Consider the following 25,511-nt stretch of genomic DNA (forward strand, 5'->3'; position numbering starts at 1 on the left):
GCCGAACAGGCGCAGGGCCGAACAGGCGCAGGGCCGAACAGGCGCAGGGCCGAACAGGCGCAGGGCCGAACAGGCGCAGGGCCGAACAGGCGCAGGGCCGAACAGGCGCAGGCCGGTCAGGCGCAGGGTTGCCAGCAGGTGCCGAGCTGGCAGGTGCGGACGCTGGGCCGAGCAGGCGCAGGGCCGGACCGGGCCAGGCCGGACGAAGCTGCGACACGGGCAGACGATCCGGCGCTTTCCCCACGGCCCGTCCCAGTCAGGGCGGCACTTCCCACAGAGCGGCCCCGGGCGGGGCGACGCACCCCTGCGGGCTGGGCTACGGAGTTGATCAAGGAGTTTGCGCCCTCAGACCTGCCCCTCCGAGACCAAAACTTCTTGATCAATGCGGGCGTCGGCGTGGGGGCGGTGCGCTTGCGCCTAGACGGGGCATGATCCGCGCAACTTCAGCGATATTGCTGTCTCCGAGGGGGCCTGAGGCAGCAGTATCCATGAAGTTGCGCGGATCATGATGTGCCGCGTGGGGTGAGCGGACTGCGGACACGGTGCACACCGTCGGACGGTCCCCCGGCAGCGCGAACGGTCCCGGGCAGCACGAACGGTCCCGGGCAACGCGAACGGTCCCGGGCAACGCGAACGGTCCCGGGCAGCCCACCGTGGACGGGTGAGCTGCCCGGGGTGGCGCCGGGGCGCCGGTCGCCCGGGGACGCGGGCGGGGATCAGCCGAGCCTGCGGGACGTGCTGGCGGTGGGAATCAGCCGATCTGGCAGGACGTGTTGTTGAGGCGGAAGTCGCCGGGGCGGTCGTTGGTGCCGGAGTAGGTCGCCTGGAGGCCGAAGGTGGCCGTGCCGTTGGTCGGCAGGCTGCCGTTCCAGGACACGTTGCGCGCGGTCACGGTCCGACCGGACTGGGTCACCTGGGCGTTCCAGGCGTTGGTGACCTGCTGGTTACCGGGGAACGACCAGGTCAGCGTCCAACTGCTCAGGGCCGACCCACGGTTGGTGACGCGTACGTCGGCGGTGAAGCCGTTGCTCCACTGGTTGGCCGTCCAACTCACCGTGCAGGCGGCCGGGCCGGTCGTGGGCGGAGGCGTCGTCGGAGGCGGCGTGGTGGGCGGCGGCGTCGTCGGCGGAGGCGTCGTCGGCGGGGGCGTGGTGGGGGGCGGCGTGGTGGGGGGCGGCGTGGTGCCGTCGCGGGGCGGGAAGCGCAGCACCCGGTCGTCGGTGGACGCTGGGGTGCCCCGGCCATCGCGGTTGCTGGTGGTGACCCAGAGCCAGCCGTCGGGGCCGTACTCGACGGTGCGCAGGCGTCCGTAGGCGCCGAGCAGTTCGGCGGTGGGGGTGCCGACGCCGCCGGAGCCGTTCAGCGGCACGTTCCACAGCCGGGTGCCGCGCAGGCCCGCCACGAAGAGCCGGTTCCCGGCGATGGTGACGCCGCTCGGTGACGCCTCGGCCGGGGTCCAGACGAGCAGGGGGTCACGGAACCGGGGGTCGTTGGCCCGGCCCTCGACCGTGGGCCAGCCGTAGTTGCCGCCCGCGACGATCAGGTTGAGCTCGTCCCAGGTGTTCTGACCGAACTCGCTGGCATATAGTCGGCCTTGGGCGTCCCAGGCAAGACCCTGTACGTGGCGGTGGCCGAGGCTGTAGACGGGCGAGCCGGCCGTCGGGTTGTCCGGCGGGACGGTGCCGTCCGGTCGGATACGCAGGATCTTGCCGTTGCGACTCTGCGGGTTCTGGGCCGTGGCGGTCTGTCCGGCGTCACCCACTCCGACATAGAGCATGCCGTCCGGCCCGAAGGCGATCCGGCCTCCGTTGTGGATCGACGCGCGGGTCAGTCCGGTGAGGATCGGTTGCTGGTCCTGCACGGCGGTGAGTCGGAACCGAGAGATGCGGTTGTCGGTCGCGGTGGTGAAGTAGACGTAGATCCAGCCGTCCTGTGCGTAGGTCGGCGAGACGGCGAGGCCGAGCAGACCACCCTCGCTGGTCGCGGTCACCCCGGAGATCGTGACGACGGGTACGGGCTGCTGGCCGGGACGGACGCGGACCACCTGGCCGGTGGGACGTTGGGCGACCAGGGCGCTGCCGTCGGGCAGGAAGTCCATGCCCCACGGCACCTGGAGCCCGGTGGCGACCGTTTCCGGACGGGTGAAGTCGAAGTCGCCGACGGCGAGCAGCCCGGGGGCTCCGGCGGTGACGGCGGACGGGCGTTCGACGGCGGGTACCGCGCCGGCGAGACCACCGACACCGACGGCACCGGCGACCAGCCCGGCGGTGAGTACGGCCCCGACCGTGAGTCGGATTTTCATGCCACCTCCCGAAATAGAGATGTTTATCAATGTAACATGCGCGAATTCTCGACACGCGCGAATCGCGCCATGCAGAATGCGGCGGAGGAAGAAAACGCGGGAATCATTCGCATTTCTGCCACGGGCCGTCGCCCGACTACGGTAGGGAGTCAGGCGATCCGGACTGCGGCTCGCCGGTCGAGGTGACGGGCCGCCCACGCGGCGGCGACAGTCTCGACACGCTCGGTCACCGAGGTCGCCGTCACATGCTATTCTCCGGCGTCGATCTCCGCAGCGCGGACCCGGATCGGGTCGATTGTCGCAAAGGACGCCCTCCCCCGATGTCGGCCCACACCGCTTCGATCGCGCCAACCGCTTCGGCGGAGCGCCCGGCCACCGGTGCGTTCACGCTGATCTTCACCCGGTTACCGGCGTTGCTACGACTCTCCTGCGGCCTTTTCGTCGCGGTGGTGGCGCTCTCCGTCCGTACCCCTCCGGTCCGGGTGGAGTTGTTGATCCCGGCCGTGGCGGTGCTGACCGCCTGGGCCGGCTGGTATTCGCTGCGCGCCTTCCGGCACGGCATCGGTCCCGCCGTGGTCACCGGGGACGTCGCCCTGACCACCGCCGCGTGCCTGGCGATGCCGGTCCTGGTCGCGCCGGAGGTGCTGCCCGGCGAGGCGAGCTGGATCGCGGTCCTGGCCAGCACCACGGTCATCAACGCCCAAGCGACCGCCCCGGCACGCTGGTCGATCGCCGCCGGCCTGCTGGTCACCGCGAGCTACGCGATCGGCGCGTACGCGACCGGGGACCCCGTCGAGGCCGGCGCCCACGCCGCGACACTGCTGGCACAGGTCGCCTGCACGGCGATGATGACCGCGGTGATGCGTCGCCGGATGGCCCGCGCCGACGCCGAGTTCGTGACGAGTCAGAAGGCCACCCGGGAGGCGCTCCTCGCGCGTACCGCCCGGGAGTCGGAACGGCAGCAGAACCGCGACCTGCACGACACCGTCCTGGCGACGTTGACCATGGTGGGACAGGGCGCGGTGCCCGGTCCGTCTCCGGCGCTGCGCGAGCGGTGCGACAGCGACCTGCGTACCCTCGCCGCCCTCGCCGACGCCCGGTCGGTGCCGGTGGGCGGCACGGCCCGGGTGGACGAACGGTTGCGGGCGGTCTTCGCCCGGCTGCCCGGCCTGCCGGTCAACGCCGACCTGCCGCCGTGCCCGGCACCGGTGCCGGTCGCCGAGGCGCTCGCGGAGAGCACCCACGCCGCGCTGACCAACGTGCTCCGGCACGCGCCCGGCGCCGCCACCACCGTGCGGCTGCGGCGCATCACCGGCACGGTCGCGGTCGAGGTGGTCGACGACGGTCCCGGCTTCGACCCGGCCACCGTCCCGGCGCACCGGTACGGGCTACGCGAGTCGATCCACGGCCGGATGGCCGCGATCGGCGGGCGGTCCGAGGTGGACTCCGCCCCCGGTCAAGGCACCCGGATCCGGTTGGAGTGGTCGGATGTCGGCTGAGGCGGGGACGGCACCCGGGGCGGTGGTACGGCCGGCGGCGCGTACCACCGGGGTGGTCGACGGTGTCGACGCCGGCCGGGCGGCGGCTGCGGTGGCGCGCATCTCCGACCGGGGAGCCCGGGTCGTCGCGGTGACCATCGCGCTGGTCTGGCACCTGGTGATCGGGCTGCCGGCGGTGCTCTCCGCCTGGTCCGAGCTGGCGGTGCCACAGGTGGTGCTCGGCGGCTGGCTGCTGGTGACGGCGGTCGGGGTGGTCGCCGGCGTACGCCTGCTGCACGACCGCCCGCTGCCGGCGGCGCCGACGGCCGGGCTGCTGCTGGCGGTCGACGTGGTGGTCTTCGCGGCGGCCGGCCGGGCGCAGTTGTTCAGTCCCGCCAACTGGGTCTGGGGCACGCTCGCCTGGTTCTTCCTGGTGGTGCTCTGGGGGCAGCGGGTGCGCTGGCTGCTCGCCCTGCTGGTGGCGCACGCGGCGATCGCGATGTCCGCCGTCGCGCTGTACGGCGCGACCGGCGCGGCGGACCTGGCCCGCTCCACGATGGCCCTGTACGGCACCTCCTCGCTGCCAGCGGCGGTCTTCGTCGGCGCGGTGGCCCTGTCGCTGCTCTCCCGCGAGCGGGCCGCCACGGTCGCGACCACGAACGCGATGGTGGCCGAGCGGGAGGCCGCCGAGCACGCCCGGCGCGAGCGACGGGAGCGGCTGGCGCTGGCCGGTGCGGCGGCCAGCGAGGTGCTGACCGAGCTGGCGCAGGGCCGGGCCGACCCGGCCGACCCGGAGGTGCAGCGCCGCTGCGTACGGGCCGCCGGCCAGTTGCGCCGGTTGATCGCCGAGTCCGACGACGTGCCACACCCGCTGTTCCACGAACTCCGTGCCGCCGCCGACCTGGCGGAGCGTAACGGGCTGCCCATCGACCTGGTCACAATTGGTGCACCGCCACCGTTGCCGGTGCAGGTCCGCCGGAGCCTGGCCGATCCGCTCATCGCCGTCCTCGCCGAGGCACACCAGTGGGCCCGGATGACAGTCGTCGCCGGTCCCGACGAGGTGGTGGTCAGCCTGGTCACACCGGACCGGGGCGGCCCGGAGACCACCGGGCCGCCGCCGGAGGAGAGCGACGCGCAGGTCGAGCAGGTACACGAACGGGACGGGGAGATCAGATGGACGCAGACGCGGTGGCGTCGTTGACGCCACAACGCCCCGTCGGAGTGGCCATCGTGGACGATCATCCGGTGGTCATCGACGGGGTCCGCGCCTGGCTGTCCACCGAGCCGCGACTGACCGTACTCGCCACCGGCGACGACCCCGACCAGGTGTTGCGCGCCGCGCCCGACGCCGACGTGGTCCTGCTGGACCTGCGCCTGCACGGTCGGCTGGTGCTGGACAAGCTCGCCGAGCTCTGTGCCGCCGGCCGGCGGGTGGTGGTCTATTCCGAACACTCCGACCCGCGCACCATGCTCGCCGCGCTGGACGCCGGGGCGGTGGCGTTCCTCGCCAAGCACGAGGGGCGGGAGCACTGCGTGGCGACGGTGCTGGACGCGGCGAGCGACCGCCCGTACGTCGCCCCGTCGTTGGCAGGTGCGATGGTCGGTGACCCCCGACCGGACCGACCGGTCCTCTCCGACAAGGAGCGCGAGGCGCTGTTGCTGTGGTTCCAGTCGATGTCCAAGGCGTCGGTGGCCCGCCGGATGCGGATCAGCGAACACACCGTCAAGCAGTACGTCGACCGGGCGCGGATCAAGTACACCCGGGCCGGACGGCCGGCGGCCACCAAGGCGGCACTGCTCGCCCGGGCGATCGAGGACGGACTAGTCCGACCAGAGGAAATAGGCATCTATCGGTCGCATGCGTCGACCGATTGGCCGACCCCCTAACGGGCGTCATGACAGGGTGTGTCGGATTGGGCGAGGCTCGTGATCAGATGCCACCGCCCGCACCGGAGGTTCCGTCCCGATGCACGATGATGCGTCCCCGTTCTTCATCGCCCCGCATCGCTTCGACGCGGTGCACGACGACGACGCCGGCCCGGTCCTGGACCGGCGGCACGAGCTGGTGCCGGAGCCCGGCGAGCAGGTGCTCGGCCGCCACCGGCTGAACGTGGCGGGTTACCTGCTGGGCCCGTCGGACGCCTCCCGGACGTGGACGCTGCCCGCCCCGGTCACGCTCACCGTCACCGACTTCCGGATGGTCTACGTCGGTACGCGCTCGCACCTGTCCCTGGTCGGCTCCCGTTCCGGCCCGGGCGGCCGGACCCCGGGGCTGGTCAGCGGGCAGATCCGCTGGCAGTGGCCGTCCCGGTTGGAGTGGTTGCCGGGCACCGACGACGACGCGATGCGGCTGCTGGTGGTCTGCGACGCGTTGCGGACCATCCGGCAGCCGGCGCTCGGCCTGATCGGGCAGCGCGCCGAGGTGGGCGAGTTGGCCCGGCAGATCCGCCGCGCGGTGGCGGTGTTCCGGCTCACCCGGCCGGAGCTGGTGGACCTGTCGCCGCCGGAGCGGGACGCACTCGCCCGGGTCGCCCGCAGTACGCTGCTGGCCGGCCCGGCACGGGTGGTGCTGCCCGGTTCCCTGCCCGTCGAGTTCCACTCCCGGGACGACTACTACCGGCCCCGGCACGCCGACCCGATGCCGTACGACGCGGCCTCCGGGCTACGGTGACCCGCCCGCCGACCTGATCCGCACAGCCAGATCCGCGCCGGTCTGATCCGCGCCGCGCGGGTCAGGGGTTCCGGGCACCCCGTTCGGCGTCGATGGCGTCGGCCTGCTCCGGGGTCGGCGCGGTGCCGCCGAGGTGGGCCGGCAGCCACCAGCGGTCCTCCGGTCCGGCGGGCCGGTCCGGGTACTCGCGCTGGGCCCGGTCCACCATCGTGGTGAGCCGGGCCGCCAGGTCGGCGGTCATCGCCGCGGTGTCCGGGTACGCGCCGGGCAGCATCGGCTCGCCGACTTCGATGGTGATCGGGGTGTGCCGGCGGGTCAGCGTGCGCGGTCGGCCCTTGGTCCAGAGGCGCTGGCTGCCCCAGAGCGCCACCGGTAGCACCGGCACGTCGGCGTCGCGGGCCATCCGGGCGGTCCCGCTCTTGAGCTCCTTCACGGTCAGCGACCGGCTCACGGTGGCCTCCGGGAAGACGCCGACCGCCTCGCCGGCCCGCAACGCGCGCACGGCGGCGGCGTACGACTCGGCACCCGCCTGCCGGTCCACCGGGATGTGTCGCATCCCGCGCATCAGCGGGCCGGACACCCGGTGCCGGAACACCGCGTCCTTGGCCATGAACCGGACCAGTCGCCGGGACTCCAGCGCCCCCAACCCGCAGAAGATGAAGTCCAGGTAGCTGACGTGGTTGCTGGCCAGCACCACGCCACCCGTGCGGGGCACGTGGTGCGCCCCCTCCACGGCCAGCTTCAGGTCGAGTACGCGGAACATCGTCTTGCAGGCGGCGATCACGGGTGGGTACACGAGTTCCGGCATCCGGCAACTTTACCGTTGGTAGGTTACGCATCGGTAGGACAGTGGCGCAGCCCCGTCAATCGGCGAGTTTGTGCAGGTCCAGCCGGCCTCGGGCGAAGGCGTCCACCCGACCCCAGCGGCCCGGGATGTCCAGCACCTCGATCCGGCCCATGCCCACCGGCAACCGTGGCTCGACCGCCAGGTGACCCTCGTGCGGCTCCAGCCCCAACATGGTGCGCAGCAGCAACAGCGGGGCGCCCGTCGACCACGCCTGCGGGCTGCATGCCGTCGGGTACTCCACCGGGAACTTCGTCTGCTCCCGCTGGTAGCCGCCGAACGCCTCGGGCAGTCGCCCGTCGAAGTAGCGGGCGGCGTCCAGGATGCCGTTGGCGATGACGGCCGCCTCCTCGGCGAAGCCGTACCGGCGCAGGCCCCACGCGCAGAACGAGGTGTCGAACGGCCAGACCGTGCCGTTGTGGTAGCCGATCGGGTTGTACCGCACCTCGCCCTCGGCCAGCGTGCGTACCCCCCAGCCGGAGAAGAGTCGCGGCCCGACCAGGTGGTGGGCGACCTGCTCGGCCCGGTCCTCGTCGACGATCCCGCTCCACAGCAGGTGACCGATGTTCGAGGTGAGCACGTCGCACTGCCGACCGTCCGGGTCCAGCGCCAACGCGTAGTAGCCGCCGTCGTCGACCCACCAGTCCCGGTTGAACCGCTCCTTGAGCGCCGCCGCCTCCCGCTCCAACTGGTCGGCGAACCCCGGATCGTCCCAGAACTCGCGGGCCAGCCGGGCACCGCGCATCTTCGCGTCGTACGCGTACCCCTGCACCTCACAGGTGGCCCGGGGAAACGGCGGCAGACTGCCGTCGGCGTACGAGATGGAGTCCCAGGAGTCCTTCCAGCACTGGTTCTCCAGGCCGGTGTCGGTGTTGCGGCGCTCGTACCAGATGTAGCCGTTACCGACCAGGTCGGCGTACTCGTCCATCCACCGGAACGCCCGGCGGCACTCCTGCTCCAACTCCTTGACCAGCGCCGCGTCCCCGCTCCACCGCTCGTACTCGTCGAGCAGCACCACGAACAGCGGCGTGGCGTCCACCGAGCCGTAGTACGGCGAGTGCGGCTGCTCCTCGAACGCGGCGCTCTCGCCGTACCGCATCTCGTGCAGGATCCGGCCCGGGTCCTCCTCCCGGAAGTCGTCACACCGGGTGCCCTGGAGGGCGCCGAGGATCCGCAGCGTGGTCGCGCTCAGCTCGGGCGTGAACGGCAGCGTCTGCAGACAGGTCAGGATGCTGTCCCGGCCGAACATGGTCATGAACCAGGGCAGACCGGCGGCCGGCAGCGTCTGTCCGCCGAGCGAGAGCGGCGCGAACCGCAGCGCGGCCAGGTCGACGATGCACCGTTGGTACGTCGCCGCGACCCGGCCGTGCTCGCTGTTCACCTTCGGCGCCTTGGCGATCCACTCCTCCAGGTCGTGCTGGAGGGCGAGCCGCTCGGTGCCGTGCACCTGCAAACCGATCCGCAGGTCCCGGTGGTCCGGGCCGAGCGCCAGCGTCTGCACGTCGATGGTGGTGTGCCACTGCTCGTTCGGCTCCAGATGGATCGTGTACGAGAAGCCGTTGCGGTCGTACCGGGTCGGCTCGGAGGAGGAGATGACGGTCTCCCGCCGGAAGTTGCCGCGCCGGTAGCCGATACGCAGCCGGTCCGACTCCACCTCGGCGTACGTCTCGCCCTTCTTGTTCAGGATCTCGTCCTTGACCTCGAACAGGTCGGCGAAGTCGCACGCCGCGTCCATCCGCACCTGGAGGTCCACGGCCTTCTCGTCGTGGTTGAGGATGGTGATGTTCTCCCGGAAGCTGCCCCCGACGGCCCGCTCGCGGATGATCGACAGCTTCGCGTCCACGTAGTGCGTGGCCAGGCCGGGCACCAGGAAGAAGCGCGACTCGAAGTACTGGAGGTCGTCGTAGGAGAGCGAGTTCAGCCGCTCACCGTTGACCGTGAGCACCCACTTGGACAGATAGCGGGTGTCGAAGGAGAACAACCCGGTCGGCTCGGTCGGTGTCGCCTCGATGTCGCCGGTCGCCTCACAGACCACGAAGGTGCTGCCGTCGAGGATCCGTACGGTGTGGCCGGGAGCCATCAGCGGACCCCCTTCCGGTACCGACGCGGCCCCTGCGCCTGCGGCGGCCCGGGAAAGAGCCGATCCACCTGGATCACCAGACGCGCGTCACCGGACACCGTGATGTCCCCGCGCAGCAGCGCCGCCAGCCCGTTCTCCCGGCCGGTCACCAGGTCCTCGAACAGCTCCGGGCTGGTCCCGACCACGGTGTCGGCCGCCAGGTCCTCCCGGGAGACCGTCATGTTCCCCCGGTCGATGCGCAGCAGCCAGTGGCTGGTCCGGGGTCCCTCGTGCAGATCGAAGCGCAGGGCGCCCGACGACTTCGCCAGCAGGGGCTCGTACCCCCGGTGGTCGAGGTCCTCGAAGAACCGTGTGGTCGCGTCCGACATCCCGCACTCCTCCCGGTCGCTGTGCTCCGACAGGCGGGTCCCCACGCTCGGCGGCGTCAACCTCGCCCGGATCGGGTGAGCCGAGCGGGCGAGGTGGGCGGGCGAGCCGGGCGGGCGAGCCGGGCGCGGTGGGCGGGCGCAGCTTGCGGGAAGGCGGGTGAACAGCGTCGACGCCGGCCCCCGGGACGGGAGCCGGCGTCGCGCGGCGGAGGTCAGTTGTTCGGGTCGTCGGCGCTGATGTCGGCCAGCACCGACTGCGGCTCCCGCTCCACGGCCAGGTCACCCATGGAGACCAGACCGATCAGCCGGCCGTCCTCGATCACCGGCAGCCGCCGTACGGCGTACGTCCGCATCAGGTCGGCGGCGGCCACGGCGTCGTCGTACTGACTGACCGTGATCACGTCCTTCGAGGTGATCTGGTCGAGTCGGGTGGTGTTCGGGTCCATGTCCTCCGCGACACCCCGAACCGTGATGTCCCGGTCCGTCACGATGCCGACCACGTTGTCGCCGTCGCACACCACCACGTCCCCGATGGCGGAGTCACGCATCTCCTGCGCCGCCGCGGCGAGCGTGGCGTCGCCGTCCATGGTCACCAACCGGGTCGTCATGAAGTCTCCGACCGTTGTCATGGCGCCTCCCTCTCGGTCGTGGGGCAACCCGGTGTCTACCCCACGACCGCAGGCAGTAACGCTCAGCGCTCGGCGGCGACCAGTTCGGCGAGCTGCACGGCGTTGAGCGCGGCACCCTTGCGCAGGTTGTCGTTCGCGCAGAACAGGGCCAGCCCGTGCGGGACCGTCTCGTCGGCCCGGATCCGGCCCACGTACGTCGGGTCCTGCCCGGCCGCCTGCAGCGGGGTCGGCACGTCGGAGAGCGCCACGCCCGGGGCGTCGGCGAGCAGTTCGTGGGCCCGCCGCGGGCTGATCGGCCGGGCGAACCGCGCGTTGATCTGGAGCGAGTGCCCGGTGAACACCGGCACCCGGACGCAGGTGCCGGAGACCTTCAGCTCGGGGATCTCCAGGATCTTGCGGCTCTCGTTGCGCAGCTTCTGCTCCTCGTCGGTCTCGGCGGAGCCGTCGTCGACGATCGAGCCGGCCAGCGGCAGCACGTTGAACGCGATCGGCCGGGCGAACGAGCGCGGGGCCGGGAACTCCACCGCCGCGCCGTCGAAGGTCAGACCGGAGGCGGTCTCGACCACCTTGCGGACCTGCTCGTCCAGCTCGGCCACGCCGGACAGCCCGGCGCCGGACACCGCCTGGTACGTCGAGACGACCAGGCTGACCAGCTCCGCCTCGGCGTGCAGCGGGCGCAGCACCGGCATCGCGGCCATCGTGGTGCAGTTCGGGTTGGCGATGATGCCCTTGGGGCGGTTCGCGGCGGCGTGCGGGTTGACCTCGGCCACCACCAGCGGCACCTCCGGGTCCATCCGGAACGCCGACGAGTTGTCGATGACCACGGCCCCGGCGGCGGCGACCCGGGGTGCCAGCTCCTTGGCGGTGCTCTTACCCGCCGAGAAGAGCACGATGTCCAGCCCCGAGTAGTCGGCGGTGGTCGCGTCCTCGACCGTGACCTCCTCGCCGCGCCACGGCAGCGTCCGCCCCGCCGACCGCGCGGAGGCGAACAACCGCACCTGCTCCGCCGGGAACTCCCGATCCGCCAACACCTGCCGCATGACGCCGCCGACCTGGCCGGTCGCGCCCACAATGCCGATCCTCATGCCCGCGAGGCTACCCAGCGGGCCGGTGGCGGCGGGAACGCTTTCCCACCGCCCGGACCCTCCGACCGCCTGATCACCGCGTGGCGTCGATCACCTCACCCAGCCCGGCCGCCACGATCTCGTCCCGGATCACCGCCGCGTCGCCCTCCACGACGAGGGTCAGCGACTCCGGGAACAGGTGGGCGGCCGCCGCCGCCGAGACCTCCGCCACGTCGGCGGCGAGCAGCGACTCGCGCAGCCGGGCGTGGTAGTCGTCCGGCAGGTCGTGCACCACCAGCGTGGTGAGCGCACCGGCGATCGCCCGGGGGCTCTGCAACTCGACCGAGAGCTGCCCGGCCCGCCAGGAGCGGGCCACCGCCAGCTCCTCCTCGGTCACTCCGCCGGCCTGGGTACGCGCGACCTCCCCGACCGCGTCCACCAGAGCCGGCGCGGTGACGGCGGTCTGCACGCCGGAGCTGACCCCGAACCGGCCGAACCGGCGCGACGAGGCGAAGTCGCCCCGGATGCCGTACGTGTAACCGCGTACCTCGCGGATCAGGTGGTTCAGCCGGGACGTGAAGGCGCCACCGAGCACCGTGCCGGCCAGCGCGATCGGCACGTGGTCCGGGTGGGCCCGGTGCGGCGCCGGATGCCCGAGCCGCAGCGTGGACTGCACCGAACCGGGCCGGTCGACCAGGATCACCCGGCGGCCTTCGCGCAGCGGCACCTCGATCGGCGCGCCCCGGTCCACCGGTCCGCCACCGGTGCCGGCGAACGCCGTCGCGGCCAGCGCGTCCAGGTCGAGCCGGTCCAGGTCACCGGCGACGACCAGGGTCCCGGGGCGGATGAACCACTCCGAGTGGAAGACCGTGACGTCCTCCACGTCCAGCCCGGCCACCGAATCCGGATCGCCGTACATCGGGCGGCCCCACCGGCTGTCCGCACCGAACAGGTCGGCACGCAGCACCGCGTCGGCCCGTGGACCCGGGTTCGCCCAGTCCATCCGCAACGCGGTCGCCTCGTCGTCACGGACCCGCCGTACGTCGTCCGGGTCCAGCCTCGGCGTACGCACCGCCTCGGCGAGCAGTTCCACGGCCGCGCCCAGCCGGTCCACCGGCACCTGCACACTGGCCTGGAAGGTGTCCCAGTCCAGCCCGGTCACCAACTCGGTGCCGAGCGCCTCGATGGCCAACGCGTACGCGGTGGCGTCCCGCTGGCTGGTGCCCTCCTCCAGCGCCTTGGCCAGTACCCCGCCCAGCCCCTCCTTGCCGACCGGCTCCCGGCCCGCGCCCGCGTCGAGCAGCAGCAGCGCGACGGCCAGGTTCTGCCCGGGCAGGTGCGCGGCGACGACCTGACCGCCTGCCACGCTCCGACGCACCACCTGCGGGAACCGGTACGGACGGGCCGCACCCGGTCCCGGACGATCGGCGATCAACGTCATGGCTTGTCCTCCGGAACGTAAGTGAGAGTCGCCCGGTCGGCGGGGGCGAGTACGTCGGCGGCGACCTCGGCGATCTGCTCGGCGGTCACCGCGAGCCAGCCCGGGAGCCGGTCGGCGAGCACGTGGGGGTCACCGAACTGGGTGGCGTACCGGCCCAACGCGTCGGCCCGTCCGTCCACCGTGGACATCTGCCGCCACCACGCGGTGGTCAGCAGCGCCTTGGCGCGGTCCAGTTCGGCGGCGGTGACCGGCACGGTGGCCAGTTCGTCGATCACCTCGGCCAGCCCGGCGGCCAGCCGCTCGGCGTCCACGCCGGGGCGGGCGGTGGCGGTGGCGATCAAGGGTGCCGGCGCGTGCGCCAGGTCCACCCCGTACGCCCCGACCAGATCCGGCTGGGCGATCCGCTCACCGTCGGCGAGCCGTTGGTAGAGGCGGCTGCCCCGGCCGCTGCCGAGCACGGTGGCGAGCACCGTCACCACGTCGTAGCCGGGCGTGCCGAAGGGGTGCGTGCGGTGGGCCACGTACACCCGGGGCGCCGGAACGTCCGCGACCACCGTCTCCGCCACCGGCTCGCCGCTGCGTGCCACGACCATCCCGTCCGGTGCGGACGGGATCTCCGGCCGGGGCGGGATGACGCCGAAGTACTTCTCGGCCAGCGCGGTGACCTCGTCGACGGTCGTGTCACCGACCACGGTCAGCACCGCGTTGTTCGGTGCGTAGTAGGTCAGGTGGAACGCCTGGAAGGTGGCCAGGTCGGCGGCGTTCAGGTCGGCCATCGAGCCGATCGTGGCGTGGTGGTAGGGATGGCCCGGCGGATAGAGCAGCGGCAGCAGCCGCAGCCAGGCGTCGCCGTACGGCACGTTCTCGTAGCGCTGGCGGCGCTCGTTCTTGACCACGTCCCGCTGGTTGTCCAGCGTCTCCTGGGTCAGCGCCGGCACCAGGCCGCCCATCCGGTCGGCTTCCAGCCACAGCGCCAGTTCGAGGTGCTCGGCCGGGACCGTCTCGAAGTAGTTCGTGCGGTCCGGGTTGGTGGTGGCGTTGAGCGAGCCGCCCGCGCCCTGCACCAGCTTCATGTGCTCGGTCTTCGCGACGTTCACCGAGCCCTCGAACATCAGGTGCTCGAAGAGGTGTGCGAAACCGGTCTGACCGGCCGGCTCGTGTCGCGAACCGACGTCGTACCAGAGGTTGACCGCGACCGCCGGTGCGGTGCGGTCCTCGCTGACCACCACGCGCAGGCCGTTGTCCAGTCGGGTCGTCGAGATGGGCCAGGGATAACCGCTGTCGGGCATGGCCCCGACGCTATCCGATCTCCGCGCTCCGGCGGGGATGGGACGCGGCACGCCCGTGTCGCGGGCGGCCGCGCCCCGGCGCGGTCAGTCCGGCGGCTCGATCGGGGTCACCGTCTGCTCCGAGGTACGCCGTTCCAGGACCGTGTCCGGTGCGGCGTTGCGGTCGGCCTCGCGGAGGTCCGACTCGGTCAGGATCGCGTCGGCCTGGGCCTGGGGGTCGTCGCTGCCGACCGCCGCCTCCTCCGGCAGCAGGTGGGCCCGCGACTCGATTCGCTCCTGGTCACTCTGCGCGTCAGTCATGCCGCTTCCTTACCCCCACCCCATCCCGCGCACGCGTGGATGTAAGGAGGGGTCCCCTGCTATGCACGAGGCGATAGCAGGGGACCCCTCCTTACACGTCAGGTGCGGAACGGGCCACGGACCTCGTAGGTGATGCCGCCGGAGGAGGAACCGGAGGTGCCGCGCTGCGAGGAGAAATAGAACCGGGTGCCGTCGGGTGAGAAGGCCGGCCCGCAGATCTCCGAGGAGGACTGCCCGGTGATCCGCAGGAACGGCGCGACCACCTCGTCCGGGGTGATCACGCAGATCTCCATGGTGCCGCCGTCCTCGGCGACGTAGAGATCGCCCGACCGGGCACCGGTGATGTTGTCCACCCCGGTCAGCGGCGCGGTCCCGGAGACCAGCGAGTCGTCGTACGCCAGGTCGATCCGCTGCCGCACCGCGTCGTACGCCCAGACCCGGTTGTCGCCCTTGGTGGTGAACCAACAGGTGCCGTCGGCGTACCAGCAGCCCTCGCCGCCGTTGAAGCTCTTGGCGCCGGAGACCTGGCGACGGGTGAGCGTGCTCGACGCCGCCGGGTCGGGCACCCGGGCCCAGGTGACCGGGCCGCTGGTGCCGCTGCCGGCGACCAGCGCCTCAAGCGTGCCGGCGGAGAGGTCACCCCAGGTCGTCGGCCGGAAGCGGTAGAAGCAGCCGTCGGTCTCGTCCTCGGTCAGATAGATCACCCGCCGGTCCGGGTCGCAGGCGGCGGCCTCGTGCTTGAAGCGGCCCATCGCCGCCCGACGCACCGCCGTGGTGCCGCCCTGCGGGTACGTCTCGTAGACGTACCCCCGGCTGACCTCCTCGCAGGAGAGCCAGGTGCCCCACCCGGTGGCGCCCCCGGCGCAGTTCTGGTTGGTGCCGGAGAGCAGTCGGTACGCCGACGCGACGCTCCCGTCGGCGTGGAACCGGACCGCCGAGGCACCGCCGCCGGGCGTGATCTCAGAGTTCGAGACGTAGATCCAGCCGGTGCCGGCGGCGAAACAGGCGCCGCCGTCGGGTGCGTCGTGCCAGACGTATGACGTGCCGGGCACTGCCTGGCGGGACCGGGCGATCACCCGGCTGGTGAATCCGGTCGGCAGCATGATGCCGTTGGCGTCGGCGGTGCGCAGCGGCCCGTACGGGCCGACGCCGGGTTGAGCAGGGGCGGCGACGGCGGCGCCGGCCCAGAGACCGCCGGAGAAGGCGGCGGCGCCACCGGCGACAGCGGTACGCAGAACGGTACGACGATCCATCGGAACTCCCCGGGAGACGTCTGTCGGTCGCGCCGAAACTACCGAGCGTTCCATTGACGGGGGTGAACCTGAGGCGAGGCTTCGGCGACGAGAAGGTGAGCATCCGCGCACCGTCAGGTACTCTTACCGCCGTGACGCGGTCGTATCGATGGTTTAGGCAGCCGGCTCGGCCGGTGACCTCACCATGATCTGACGTCACCGAATTCGAGCCGGCCGGGCAGGAGCTTTCGTTCCTGCCCTTTCGCGTACGAGCAGCCGGCTCGACCCGGGCACCGGCCCCGGGTGCGGTCGGCGAAAGGATGCCCACCGTGACGACCCCGGAGAACCACCGGGTCATCGACCAGCGGATCGACCGCGTCGTGCCGCTGACCACCCCGGCCCTGCTGCTGCACGAGTTGCCCCTGGACGCCGGCCTCACCTCGGCCGTGCTGACCGGGCGACGCGCGGTCGGGCAGGTCCTCGACCGTGCCGACGACCGCCTGCTGGTGGTGGTCGGGCCGTGCTCGGTGCACGACCCCGCCGCCGCCCTGGACTACGCGCACCGGCTGCGCGAGGCGGCCGAGCGGGTCTCCGACGACCTGCTGGTGGTGATGCGGGTCTACTTCGAGAAGCCGCGTTCCACGGTGGGCTGGAAGGGCCTGATCAACGACCCGGGGCTGGACGGTTCCGGCGACGTCAACACCGGCCTGCGGCTGGCCCGGGCGCTGCTGCTCGACGTGCTGCGCCTCGGGCTGCCGGTGGGCTGCGAGTTCCTCGACCCGATCACCCCGCAGTACATCGCCGACACGGTGGCGTGGGGCGCCATCGGGGCGCGCACGGTGGAGAGCCAGGTACACCGCCAGCTCGCCTCCGGCCTGTCCATGCCGATCGGCATGAAGAACCGCCCCGACGGCAGCATCTCCACCGCGGTGGACGCGATTCGGGCGGCCGGCGTACCGCACGTCTTCCCCGGCATCGACGTCTCCGGCACCCCGGCGATCATGCACACCCGGGGTAACGCGGACGGCCACCTGGTGCTGCGCGGTGGTGGCGGTCGGCCCAACTACGACGCCGAGTCGGTGGCTGGTGCGCTGGAGCTGCTGCGGGCCGCCGGCCTGCCGGAGCGGCTGGTGGTCGACGCCAGCCACGCCAACAGCGGCAAGGACCACCGCAACCAGCCCTCCGTGGCCGCCGACGTAGCCGCGCAGATCGCAACCGGTCAGCAGGGCATCGTCGGGATCATGCTGGAGAGCTTCCTGGAGCCCGGCCGCCAGGACCTGGACCCGACCCGCGAGCTGACCTACGGGCAGTCGGTGACCGACGCCTGCATCGGCTGGGACACCACCGGCGAGGTGCTCGACGCGCTGGCCACCGCCGTGCGTACCCGCCGCGCCCACCACTCGCGGACCCTGCCCACCCCCGCCTGACCTGCTTCCGTCGATCAGAGGTCGGCGGGCGGCGCGACCAGCGAGAACGCCGCCGACCTCATGATCGCCGCAGGTGCGGTGGGAGTTTGGCCGGGTGGGGTGGGGGTAGGTGGCGGGCGTGACCGATGACGTACCCGTGACCGGGGCGCCCGTGGCGCCCACGGCACCGACGACCGAGGCGCGGCTACCCGACGCCATCCTGGCCGACGTGCCCGTGGTCGACACCGCGGGCATCGACCCGGCCGTCACCGACCTGCCCGGCACGGCTGCCGCCGTACCGGACGAGGTGGAGACGGAGGAGGTGGACACCCGGCCGCTCGACGACCTGCTCGACGACCTCTACCACGGTCAGGAGCGGATCAGTCAGGTGGACATCTACCGGCGGGCCGTCGCCGCGGAACTGCCGGCGCAGTTGCTCTCCCGGCTCAACGCGCTGCCCCAGGGCGAGTACGCGGTCGACGAGGTGTCCGACCTGCTGGGTGGTACGGCGGGGTGACGTCCGGCGCCGACCCGGCCGGCGCCGGCGACGAGAAGAGGAACGTGATGTCGCAGCCCGAGGAAGACCAGGACGACCGGATGCCCGCGCTCGGCCAACCCCCGGAGGGCACCGACACCCTTCCCGAGCCGGACTTCGCCAACGAACACGACCGCACGGCCGTGGACCGGGACATCATCACCGGCGCCGACGAGGACGAACGGGAACCCGAGTCGCCGCGCGGCTGGTCCGGCATGCAGCGCTGACGCACGGCACACCAACAGGCCCGGTGTCCCCGGGCGGCACCCGCCGCCGGAGGACTCCGGGCCTGACGTCACTCCCGGTGGTCGCCCTCGGCCCCTCGCTGCGCCATCGCGTACGCCATCTGGAGGAAGTCGGACGCGGTCACCGCGGTCAGGGCGGTGGCCACCAGTCGGGTCAGCCTCGGCGTGAGCACCAGCGCACCGGTGAACCCGGTGGCCACCCAGACCGCCAGGCAGAACGGGCAGCTCAGCAGCTCGCCGATGGCGTGCCGGGTGGAGCTGCCCGAGTCGCGTACCTGCTCCATCACCTCGCCGCTGCCGATCGGCCGGTCGTACTGCGTGAACGGCGCCCGCAGCGGACTGGTCACCGCGTCCTTGGACAACAGCCGGCTGAGCTTGTGGGTGGCGATGGCCAGGAGCACCACGTCGGACGTGGCGGGCCGTTCCGGCACCGGGCGGCCGGTCGCCTTGACCAGCCCGGCGATGGCACCGGTCACCGCAGCGTAGGTGCCCATCGCCGCCAGGTACCCGCCCAACGGGCGGTGCTCGTGCGGGGCGTACGCCTGACGCAACCGCGCCACCTTCTGCTTCAGCTCGCTCACCCGGCCTCCTTCGTCTCAAGCGGGGGTGTGCCGTCCCGGCCGGGACGGCCCAGATCGCCGCCCGGACTCCGGGCGGCTCGGTCGTACGCTGTCCGGCCGGGTCAGCCGGCCTGGAGGTTGTCGTCCACCTCGCGAGCCAGCTTGGTGAGGGCCTCGTCGGCGAGCCGGTCGGTCTCGGCACCGCCGCCGGAGATGTCCAGACGGACCCGGGCACCACCGGCGTCGACCGGCTCCACCCGCAGCTCGGCCCACCAGTCGGTGCCGTGGCCGGCCCAGCGGGCCCGCATCCGGTCACCGTCGCCCTGGTCGGACGAGTCGCCGGTGAGCAGGGGTTCGGGCAGCCAGGCGGCGACCCGGTCCGGGTCGGTCGCGGTGTTGAAGACGACCTCGGGGGGTGCGGACACACCGCGTTCCGCGTACGCCATCACGCGTCCCGCAGCCGGCTCGGGTCGACCTCCCGCCCGGGGTGCCGGGCGAGGTACTCGGTCTCGAGTTCGGCGGTACGCCGCAGGTGGTTGGCCAACGCCGAGTCGGTGGCGTGGCGCAACGTGTCCAGGCGGGTGCGGTGCAGGCTCTGCACCTCGCGGATCAGGTCGTCCTCGCTCAGCTCGGCCGGGTCGACGCCGGGCAGGTCCCCGTCCAGCGGGCCGGTCGTCGTCCGGTCCTCGCCCCACTCGGGGATCCGCTGCTCGGGGCTCACCTCGGTGCCTCCGGTGGGAAACCCGTCCGATCGTCCTGATGCGGTCATCTCGCGCCCCCTCGTCCGTGCTGGGCTGGCGTCTGTACGGTTGCCCACGCGGGGTGCGGCCAAACCAGGGCCGCCACTACGACACCGCGTCGGAGAGCGCAGCCGGTCCCGGTACCCTCGTTGCCATGAAGCGGCTCTGGACCCCGGCGTGGATCGCCCGCCACGTGGCCCTGGTCGTGCTGGTCACCACCTTCCTCGGCCTCGGCTGGTGGCAGGTCAGCCGGGCCGCCGCGGGCAACGCCATCAGTTGGGGCTACGCCGTGGAGTGGCCGATCTTCGCGGGCTTCGTGGTCTTCGTGTGGTGGCGCGAGGTGCGCCACACGCTGCGGGAAGACCAGACCGCCGAGGCCGGCGACACGACGACGGCGCCGGACGCCTCGACCGAGCAGACGCGCGGCACCGACGAGGCCGGAGCGTCCGCCGGTACGCCGGAGGCGAACCGGCCGCGACCCGGGATCCGCCGGCCGGTACGGGTGGCCCGCGTCACCGCCGTCGACGAGGTTCCCGACGACGCGGACCTGGCCGCCTACAACCGCTACCTGTCATGGTTGAACGCCAATCCGGGCGCCAAGCCCGGTGACTACCCCGGCTGAGCCCGGGCCGGAAGGACTGACGAGACGTGCGCGCTGCTCTCACCCGCTACCGCGTGATCGCCTGGGTCGTCGGCGTGGTGCTGATCCTGCTTGTCGTGATCGGCATGCCGCTGAAGTACGGCTTCGACAACCCGATCCTGGTGGAGACCGTCGGCCAGGCGCACGGCTTCCTCTACATGCTCTATCTGGTCGCCGCGTTCGACCTGTCCCGGCGGGTCGACTGGCCGCTCAAGCGGATGGTCCTGGTGATGCTGGCGGGCACCGTGCCCTTCGTCTCCTTCTGGGCCGAGCGCCGGGTGAGCGCCCTGTACCTGGCCGAGCAGCGGGTGCGGGAGCAGCAGACGCCGGAGCCGGTGGCCGGCTAGCCGCGCGGCAGGGCCCTCAGCGGCGCGGCCGCCACGGGTCGGCGCTCGCCAACGGGTCCTCCCACCCGCCGTAGCTGTGCATTTCCCGGGCTCGGCGCAACGCCCGGCTCACCTGGCCGAACTGCTGCTCGTCGTCGCTGCTGAACAGCAGTTCCTCGACCTCGCCGCGCCGCCCCCACAGCTCGTACGGCGGCGGCCGCCAGCGGTCCCCGGCCGCCGCGAGCAGCACCGGCACCAGGAACACCGCCCCGAGCAGCAGGTACGCCTCGGCGGTGAGCCGGTGCAACCCGCCGGTGAAGCCGAGCATCAGACCGATGCCGCCGATGACGACGGTGGAGACCAGCACGGCCCGGGCCGCCACCGGGTCCTGGTTCCCCCGCGTGGTGTGCAGGTGGGTCAGCTCGGCGACCCGCCAGGTGCTGCGCCCGACGGTGAACCGGTCGGCGGTGACGATGATCCCGGGTCGGGCGTAGAGCAGCCGTCGGCTCCGGCCACCGGGCGCGGAGCGTGGTGGTCGTGTCGTCGCACCGTCAGGATTCACGGCCCCTCCTCCCCCCACCACCGGGCGTCGCCGGGCCGGTCCACCGACACCCACGACGCCGGCTGACGGGAATCCCGGCTGTGCGCCCATTGTCTGCCGGGCGCGCCAGCCGCACCGGCCTGTTTCCGGTGGTCACGCCGCTTCCACGGTCGACCGCCGCCGGAAAGAGCCGTCCAAGTCCGTCTTATCCGTTATAGCGCCGAGGCATCCGACGTCATATGCCGAGAGCGACCAGTACGGCATCTGCCCAGATAAGCCTACATACCCTCTTAGGGTGAATCAGATTCGCCACATGCTCCTCACATGTCCCGACAATCCCTGCCGGTAACTCTGTTCCCGTACTACCTTGGGCAGGTCGGCCCGGTCGACCGCCGTCCAGCCGGACGGCACCGGTCCGGTGCCGTCGCGGAGCGTCAGCAGGCCCGCGCCGGCCCTGGGAGAGGAGCATCGAGCTCTTGTCGTCCCTGACGAACACGCTGCGCGCCTTGGCCGTGGCCGCCTGTTCGCTGGCGCTGGTCGCGCCCGCCACGGTGGCCCGGGCCGAACCGTCGACCGCCGAGTTGACCCGGCGGATCGACAAGTCCTCCGCCGAGTTGCAGGACGTGGTGGAGTCACACAACGAGCTGCGCGAGAAGATCAAGGACAACCGGGCCGCCGTCGACCGGCTGCAGGAGCGGATCGGCCCGCTGGAGCAGCAGGCCGAACAGAGCCGGTCGGACGTCGGCCAACTGGCCGTCACCGCGTACAAGACCGGCAACCTCGGCGCCGCCGAGGCCCTGCTACGCGCCGACGACTCGACGTCCATGCTCGACCGGCTCGGCACGCTGGACCACCTGACCCGGCAACGCCAGGCGACGGTGGCCAGCTACACCGCCGACCAGCAGCGGCTGCTCGACGAGAAGACCCGGCTGGACGTCACGCTCAGCCGGCAGGCCGCCCAGTCCCGGGAGTTGGCCGCCGCGAAACGGCGGATCGAGCGGGACCTGGCCAAGCTGTACGAGATGCGCCGGCAGGCGTACGGCCGGGCGACCGAACGCCCGACCAACAACTCCGGCAGCGCCAACAACGCGCCCTCGGTCTCCGGGCAGGCCGGTGTGGCCGTCCGGTTCGCCTACGGCGCGCTCGGCAAGCCGTACGCCTGGGGGCAGGACGGGCCGAACGGCTACGACTGCTCCGGGTTGACCTCGGCCGCCTGGCGGGCGGCGGGCAAGTCGCTGCCGCACAACACCCGGATGCAGTGGGGCAAGGTGGCGCAGATCAGCCGTGGCGAGCTACGCCCCGGTGACCTGGTCTTCTATCGCAGTCTCGGGCACGTGGCGATCTACGTGGGCGACGGTCAGGTGATCCACGCCCCCACGTTCGGTCGGAACGTGGAGAAGCGCGCCGTCGACCTGATGCCCCCGTACGGCTACGGACGGGTGCGCTGAGTCGTACCCGCAGACGGCGAACGGCCGGCGTCCCCCTATCGGACGCCGGCCGTTCGCCGTCATTCTTACCAGCTCAGGCGGCCTGTAGGCCCTCCGCGCGAGCCAGCTCGCGCAGGCGCCCGAGCGCCTGGATCTCCAACTGCCGGATCCGCTCCCGGGAGAGCGAGAACCGCGAGGCCACCTCGGTGAGCGAGTGCTCCCGACCGTCCTCCAGCCCGTAGCGGGCCCGCATGATCCCGGCCGAACGGTCGTCGAGGTGGTTGAGCAACCCCTCGATCCGCTGCCGCTCCAGCCCGGTGAGCACGATCTCCTCCGGCGACGGCGCGTCGCTGTCGGCGACCAGGTCACCCAGGTTGGTGTCGCCGTCGTCGCCGACCGGCGTGTCCAGCGACACGGTGTCCTGCGACCAACGGACCAGCTCGTTGACCCGCTCGACGGTCACGCCGAGCGCCGCGGCGATCTGCTCCGGCTCCGGGTCGCCGCCCAGCTCGCGGGTGAGCTGGCGAGCCACGTTGCGCATCCGGTTGACGTCCTCCACCAGGTGCACCGGCAGCCGCACGGTGCGCTCCTGCTGGGCGATGGCCCGGCTGATCGCCTGGCGGATCCACCAGGTCGCGTAGGTGGAGAACTTGTAGCCGCGCTCGTAGTCGAACTTCTCGACCGCCCGGACCAGACCGGTGTTGCCCTCCTGGATCAGGTCCAGCATGGGCATCCCGGAGCGAACGTAACGGCGGGCGATCGACACGACGAGCCGGAGGTTGGCCCGGATGAACAGGTCCTTGGCCCGCTCGCCCTCGGCGACCAACCGGCCCAGGTCGTCCCGGGTGGCACCGTCGGGAATCCGGTCCTCACCGAGCAGGTGCTCGGCATAGAGGCCGGCCTCGATCGCCTTGGAGAGATCGACCTCCTTGGCGGCGTCCAGCAGTGGCGTCCGGGAGATCTCGTGCAGGTAGACTCCGACCAGGTCGCGCTCCTCGGCGACCTCGTCGGTGCGCATTCCGATGTTCTTGTCCACGTTGCCCACGGTCCCCTCGCTCGCGCCGGTTGCCCGGTTCCTTGCCATCCCCACGCCCATCGGCCCTCCCCGCAACTTCCGCTGTGCCCACCGGAGCCGGCATCTACACAACAGATGAGACGTGTCAGGGATTCCATGTCGTGGGTCGAAAGTGTCACGAATGCCTGATAATCCGCTGAGAGCACGGTCTACGTTTGCTGTCAGCACCCTGCCTGACTGGGGTCGGCAGGCACCTCGTGAGGTCGACGGATCGACGGATCGCCGTCCGTCCCGGTCCATGGCAACACTGCCCGGCCGACCGACACAGCGACCCGGGTCACCACCGTGCTGCGATCCTGGTCACTGCCTGATACGCGTACGCGGACCAGTCGGTTCATCCACGCCGGTGGTATTACCCCACGGCCAGTTGAACAATCCGTGCCCCGGTTCTATGCCCCGCCCGTACGGCGCCCGTGACGCCTGTCGGATTCAGGACGCGAGGAGCGCGAGCGCGCCGCGTACCTGGTCGGCGGAGCGGGCCAGGGCCGCCCGCGCGGTGGTCACCTCCACCCCGGAGACGAGGCTGACCAGGGCGGTCTTCAGATCGCCGTCCGCTTCGTCGAGGGCCTGACGGGCCCGGTCCTCGCCACAACCGGTCGCCTCGACAAGGATCGAGAGCATCCGTCCCCGGAGCTTCGCGTTGGTCGCCACCATGTCGATCATCAGGTTCGAGTAGACCCGGCCCAGGCGCACCATGACCGCGGTGGAGAAGCTGTTCAGCACGATCTTCTGGGCCGTGCCCGCCTTCATCCGGGTCGACCCGGCGACCACCTCCGGCCCGGTGTCCAGGCCGATGAAGACGTCCACGGACCGGGCGGCCGGAGCGTCCGGGTTCGCGCAGAGCAGCACCGTCGAGGCGCCCTCGGCCCGGGACGCGGCGAGCGCCCCGAGGACGTACGGGGTGCGACCGCTGGCGGTGAGGCCGACCACCACGTCACCGCGACGTACGCAGTCGGTCGCCTCGGTCACCCCTCGGCTGTCGTCGTCCTCGGCGTCCTCCACCGCCCGCCACACGGCGTCCGGACCACCGGCGAGGTGGGCGCAGAACCAGTGGCGGGGCGAGTTGAAGGTGGGGGCCAGCTCGGCGGCGTCCAGCACGCCCAGCCGCCCCGAGGTGCCGGCCCCGAAGTAGTGCACCCGGCCGCCGCTCCGCAGCGCCGTGACGGCGAGGTCGACACTCTCGGCGATCCGGTCGCCGACGGCGGCTACCGCGGCCGGTACCCGCCGGTCGGCCTCGTTGATCACGGCGAGCACGTCCCGGGTGGACATCAGGTCCAGGTCGACGCTGATCGGGTTGCGCCGCTCGGTCGGCGCACCGACCCGGACCGTCGGGCGGACGGCGGCCGGGGCCGCGTCGGGCTCCACCGCACCGGCGGTCATGCCCGCCTCCGCGCGGACCCGACCCGGTGGGACCGGACCGCCTCGGCGGTCGCCTCCAGCGCCTTGCGGGCCCGGGGGCGGTTACGCGCGGCGACCCCGACGAAGAGACAGTCGACCACGGTGAGCTGGGCGAGCCGGCTCGCGGTGGCGCCGGAACGGTAGGTCGTCTCCCGGGCCGCGGTGGTCAGGACGTGATCGGCGACCTCGGTGACCGGCGAGCGGGGGAAGTTGGTCAGCACCACCGTGGTGGCGCCCCGGGCCCGCGCCTGCTCCAGCACCTCCACCACGTCGGAGGTGGTGCCGGTGTGCGAGATGCCGACCGCCACGTCACCCCGGCCGAGCAGGGCCGCCGAGGTCAGCGCGGTGTGCACGTCCGGAAAGTAGAACGCGGTGCGGCCGATGCGGTGCAGCTTCTGCTGGAAGTCCGAGGCCACGAACCCGCTCGCCCCGGCACCGTAGATGTCGATCCGGCCGGCGCCGACGATGGCGTCCACCACCCGCTCGCAGACCGCCGGGTCGAGCTGCTCGGCGGTCTCCTCCACGGCGCGGGCGTCGTTGAACGCGATGGTCGCGATGATCTGGGCGAAGTCGGCCCCGGGCGGGATGTCGCCGCCCACCACCCGCGCGTCCGGGGGCTCGATCCGCCGGGCCGCCTCGGCGGCGAGCCGGATCCGCAGTTGCGGGTAGCCCTCCATGCCGACCGACCGGCAGAACCGGATGACGGTGGCCTCCGATGTCTCGGCGGCGGTGGCGAGGTCGGTGATGGTCCGCCGGGCCGCGTCGGCGGGGTCGGCGACCACCAGTCGGGCGACCCGTTGCTCGGCCGGTGACAGCGACGGGAGCAGACCGCTGATGTGGACGATCAGTCCACCCGGCTCCTGGCTCGCGGAAATCTTCGGACTCTTCCCCACGGATGAAACTTACTTTCACAAGCCGGG

At 72.1% G+C, this 25,511-nt stretch carries 27 protein-coding genes; 10 read left to right on the forward strand and 17 right to left on the reverse strand.

Translation table 11 applies throughout. The features are described from left to right. Nucleotides 1-751: 751 nt before the first annotated feature. Nucleotides 752-2,302, reverse strand: coding sequence for a PQQ-dependent sugar dehydrogenase (locus ACWDVW_RS14785; protein WP_449948476.1), 1,551 nt, complete (start codon nucleotides 2,300-2,302; stop codon nucleotides 752-754). A gap of 320 nt (nucleotides 2,303-2,622) precedes the next feature. On the opposite strand from ACWDVW_RS14785, the gene ACWDVW_RS14790 reads away from it, so the two are divergent. From ACWDVW_RS14790 to ACWDVW_RS14805, 4 genes are all read left to right on the forward strand, one after another. Beyond that, nucleotides 2,623-3,801: a sensor histidine kinase gene (locus ACWDVW_RS14790; protein ID WP_449948479.1), complete on the forward strand. Its 1,179-nt coding sequence runs from the start codon at nucleotides 2,623-2,625 to the stop codon at nucleotides 3,799-3,801. Continuing rightward, nucleotides 3,791-4,981, forward strand: a complete 1,191-nt coding sequence (locus ACWDVW_RS14795; RefSeq protein WP_449948481.1) for a hypothetical protein — start codon at nucleotides 3,791-3,793, stop codon at nucleotides 4,979-4,981. The genes ACWDVW_RS14790 and ACWDVW_RS14795 overlap by 11 nt, the downstream gene beginning before the upstream one ends. Beyond that, nucleotides 4,954-5,667 carry a response regulator transcription factor gene (locus ACWDVW_RS14800; RefSeq protein ID WP_449948483.1) on the forward strand — a complete coding sequence of 238 codons (714 nt, stop codon included), beginning with the start codon at nucleotides 4,954-4,956 and terminating at the stop codon, nucleotides 5,665-5,667. The genes ACWDVW_RS14795 and ACWDVW_RS14800 overlap by 28 nt, the downstream gene beginning before the upstream one ends. A 79-nt stretch (nucleotides 5,668-5,746) precedes the next feature. Then, nucleotides 5,747-6,451 carry a hypothetical protein gene (locus ACWDVW_RS14805; RefSeq protein WP_449948486.1) on the forward strand — a complete coding sequence of 235 codons (705 nt, stop codon included), beginning with the start codon at nucleotides 5,747-5,749 and terminating at the stop codon, nucleotides 6,449-6,451. A 61-nt stretch (nucleotides 6,452-6,512) separates the two neighbouring features. On the opposite strand, the gene ACWDVW_RS14810 is transcribed toward ACWDVW_RS14805, so the two are convergent. From ACWDVW_RS14810 to ACWDVW_RS14850, 9 genes are all read right to left on the reverse strand, one after another. Next, nucleotides 6,513-7,259, reverse strand: coding sequence for a lysophospholipid acyltransferase family protein (locus tag ACWDVW_RS14810; RefSeq protein WP_449948489.1), 747 nt, complete (start codon nucleotides 7,257-7,259; stop codon nucleotides 6,513-6,515). A gap of 55 nt (nucleotides 7,260-7,314) precedes the next feature. Further along, entirely contained in the window at nucleotides 7,315-9,375 is a 2,061-nt protein-coding gene (locus tag ACWDVW_RS14815; RefSeq protein WP_449948492.1) for an amylo-alpha-1,6-glucosidase, read from the reverse strand. After that, the gene (locus ACWDVW_RS14820) at nucleotides 9,375-9,743 is read right to left on the reverse strand and encodes an SCP2 sterol-binding domain-containing protein (protein ID WP_396751769.1); all 369 of its coding nucleotides are present in this window, start codon (nucleotides 9,741-9,743) and stop codon (nucleotides 9,375-9,377) included. Before ACWDVW_RS14820 ends, ACWDVW_RS14815 begins: the two co-directional genes overlap by 1 nt. A gap of 212 nt (nucleotides 9,744-9,955) precedes the next feature. Continuing rightward, nucleotides 9,956-10,372, reverse strand: coding sequence for a CBS domain-containing protein (locus tag ACWDVW_RS14825; RefSeq protein WP_449948496.1), 417 nt, complete (start codon nucleotides 10,370-10,372; stop codon nucleotides 9,956-9,958). 62 nt (nucleotides 10,373-10,434) lie between these two features. Next, nucleotides 10,435-11,457 carry an aspartate-semialdehyde dehydrogenase gene (locus ACWDVW_RS14830; RefSeq protein ID WP_449948499.1) on the reverse strand — a complete coding sequence of 341 codons (1,023 nt, stop codon included), beginning with the start codon at nucleotides 11,455-11,457 and terminating at the stop codon, nucleotides 10,435-10,437. Nucleotides 11,458-11,530: 73 nt separating this feature from the next. After that, a complete protein-coding gene (locus ACWDVW_RS14835) occupies nucleotides 11,531-12,877 on the reverse strand; it encodes a M16 family metallopeptidase (RefSeq protein WP_396751762.1) in 1,347 nt (448 codons plus the stop codon). Further along, nucleotides 12,874-14,166 (reverse strand): M16 family metallopeptidase, encoded by a 1,293-nt coding sequence (locus tag ACWDVW_RS14840; RefSeq protein WP_449948502.1) that lies wholly within the window; start codon nucleotides 14,164-14,166, stop codon nucleotides 12,874-12,876. Before ACWDVW_RS14840 ends, ACWDVW_RS14835 begins: the two co-directional genes overlap by 4 nt. 84 nt (nucleotides 14,167-14,250) lie before the next feature. Further along, nucleotides 14,251-14,466 (reverse strand): hypothetical protein, encoded by a 216-nt coding sequence (locus ACWDVW_RS14845; RefSeq protein ID WP_396690870.1) that lies wholly within the window; start codon nucleotides 14,464-14,466, stop codon nucleotides 14,251-14,253. Between the two features lie 98 nt (nucleotides 14,467-14,564). After that, nucleotides 14,565-15,719 (reverse strand): alkaline phosphatase PhoX, encoded by a 1,155-nt coding sequence (locus ACWDVW_RS14850; protein ID WP_449948505.1) that lies wholly within the window; start codon nucleotides 15,717-15,719, stop codon nucleotides 14,565-14,567. A 299-nt stretch (nucleotides 15,720-16,018) separates the two neighbouring features. Between ACWDVW_RS14850 and ACWDVW_RS14855 the strand changes: the two genes are divergently transcribed. The 3 genes from ACWDVW_RS14855 (at nucleotide 16,019) to ACWDVW_RS14865 (ending at nucleotide 17,866) form a co-directional block, all read left to right on the forward strand. Then, complete coding sequence (locus tag ACWDVW_RS14855) at nucleotides 16,019-17,125, forward strand: 3-deoxy-7-phosphoheptulonate synthase (RefSeq protein ID WP_449948508.1); 1,107 nt, start codon at nucleotides 16,019-16,021, stop codon at nucleotides 17,123-17,125. A gap of 232 nt (nucleotides 17,126-17,357) precedes the next feature. Continuing rightward, nucleotides 17,358-17,621, forward strand: a complete 264-nt coding sequence (locus ACWDVW_RS14860; protein WP_449948676.1) for a hypothetical protein — start codon at nucleotides 17,358-17,360, stop codon at nucleotides 17,619-17,621. A 47-nt stretch (nucleotides 17,622-17,668) separates the two neighbouring features. Then, nucleotides 17,669-17,866: a hypothetical protein gene (locus tag ACWDVW_RS14865; protein ID WP_396691025.1), complete on the forward strand. Its 198-nt coding sequence runs from the start codon at nucleotides 17,669-17,671 to the stop codon at nucleotides 17,864-17,866. A gap of 68 nt (nucleotides 17,867-17,934) precedes the next feature. Here ACWDVW_RS14865 and ACWDVW_RS14870 read toward each other — a convergent pair whose 3' ends face one another. The 3 genes from ACWDVW_RS14870 to ACWDVW_RS14880 all read right to left on the reverse strand — a co-directional run bounded on the left by ACWDVW_RS14870 (nucleotide 17,935) and on the right by ACWDVW_RS14880 (nucleotide 19,213). Then, entirely contained in the window at nucleotides 17,935-18,465 is a 531-nt protein-coding gene (locus ACWDVW_RS14870) for a DUF1360 domain-containing protein (RefSeq protein WP_350692312.1), read from the reverse strand. Between the two features lie 101 nt (nucleotides 18,466-18,566). Then, nucleotides 18,567-18,890: a hypothetical protein gene (locus tag ACWDVW_RS14875; protein ID WP_449948511.1), complete on the reverse strand. Its 324-nt coding sequence runs from the start codon at nucleotides 18,888-18,890 to the stop codon at nucleotides 18,567-18,569. Next, entirely contained in the window at nucleotides 18,890-19,213 is a 324-nt protein-coding gene (locus ACWDVW_RS14880) for a DUF6158 family protein (RefSeq protein ID WP_449948515.1), read from the reverse strand. Before ACWDVW_RS14880 ends, ACWDVW_RS14875 begins: the two co-directional genes overlap by 1 nt. 125 nt (nucleotides 19,214-19,338) lie before the next feature. Here ACWDVW_RS14880 and ACWDVW_RS14885 point away from each other — a divergent pair, with 125 nt between their 5' ends. Both ACWDVW_RS14885 and ACWDVW_RS14890 read left to right on the forward strand, forming a co-directional pair. Beyond that, entirely contained in the window at nucleotides 19,339-19,806 is a 468-nt protein-coding gene (locus ACWDVW_RS14885; RefSeq protein ID WP_449948518.1) for a hypothetical protein, read from the forward strand. Nucleotides 19,807-19,832: 26 nt separating this feature from the next. After that, nucleotides 19,833-20,171 carry a DUF3817 domain-containing protein gene (locus ACWDVW_RS14890; RefSeq protein WP_350692320.1) on the forward strand — a complete coding sequence of 113 codons (339 nt, stop codon included), beginning with the start codon at nucleotides 19,833-19,835 and terminating at the stop codon, nucleotides 20,169-20,171. A 16-nt stretch (nucleotides 20,172-20,187) separates the two neighbouring features. On the opposite strand, the gene ACWDVW_RS14895 is transcribed toward ACWDVW_RS14890, so the two are convergent. Continuing rightward, nucleotides 20,188-20,712 carry a DUF6232 family protein gene (locus ACWDVW_RS14895; protein WP_449948521.1) on the reverse strand — a complete coding sequence of 175 codons (525 nt, stop codon included), beginning with the start codon at nucleotides 20,710-20,712 and terminating at the stop codon, nucleotides 20,188-20,190. Nucleotides 20,713-21,167: 455 nt separating this feature from the next. On the opposite strand from ACWDVW_RS14895, the gene ACWDVW_RS14900 reads away from it, so the two are divergent. Beyond that, entirely contained in the window at nucleotides 21,168-22,139 is a 972-nt protein-coding gene (locus tag ACWDVW_RS14900; RefSeq protein WP_449948523.1) for an NlpC/P60 family protein, read from the forward strand. Between the two features lie 73 nt (nucleotides 22,140-22,212). On the opposite strand, the gene ACWDVW_RS14905 is transcribed toward ACWDVW_RS14900, so the two are convergent. From ACWDVW_RS14905 to ACWDVW_RS14915, 3 genes are all read right to left on the reverse strand, one after another. After that, the gene (locus ACWDVW_RS14905; RefSeq protein WP_449948679.1) at nucleotides 22,213-23,202 is read right to left on the reverse strand and encodes a sigma-70 family RNA polymerase sigma factor; all 990 of its coding nucleotides are present in this window, start codon (nucleotides 23,200-23,202) and stop codon (nucleotides 22,213-22,215) included. Between the two features lie 420 nt (nucleotides 23,203-23,622). Further along, entirely contained in the window at nucleotides 23,623-24,573 is a 951-nt protein-coding gene (locus ACWDVW_RS14910; RefSeq protein ID WP_449948526.1) for an N-acetylmuramic acid 6-phosphate etherase, read from the reverse strand. Beyond that, nucleotides 24,570-25,484 (reverse strand): MurR/RpiR family transcriptional regulator, encoded by a 915-nt coding sequence (locus ACWDVW_RS14915; protein WP_449948529.1) that lies wholly within the window; start codon nucleotides 25,482-25,484, stop codon nucleotides 24,570-24,572. The genes ACWDVW_RS14910 and ACWDVW_RS14915 overlap by 4 nt, the downstream gene beginning before the upstream one ends. Nucleotides 25,485-25,511 lie beyond the last annotated feature (27 nt).

It is taken from the genome of Micromonospora sp. NPDC003241, from assembly GCF_053589795.1.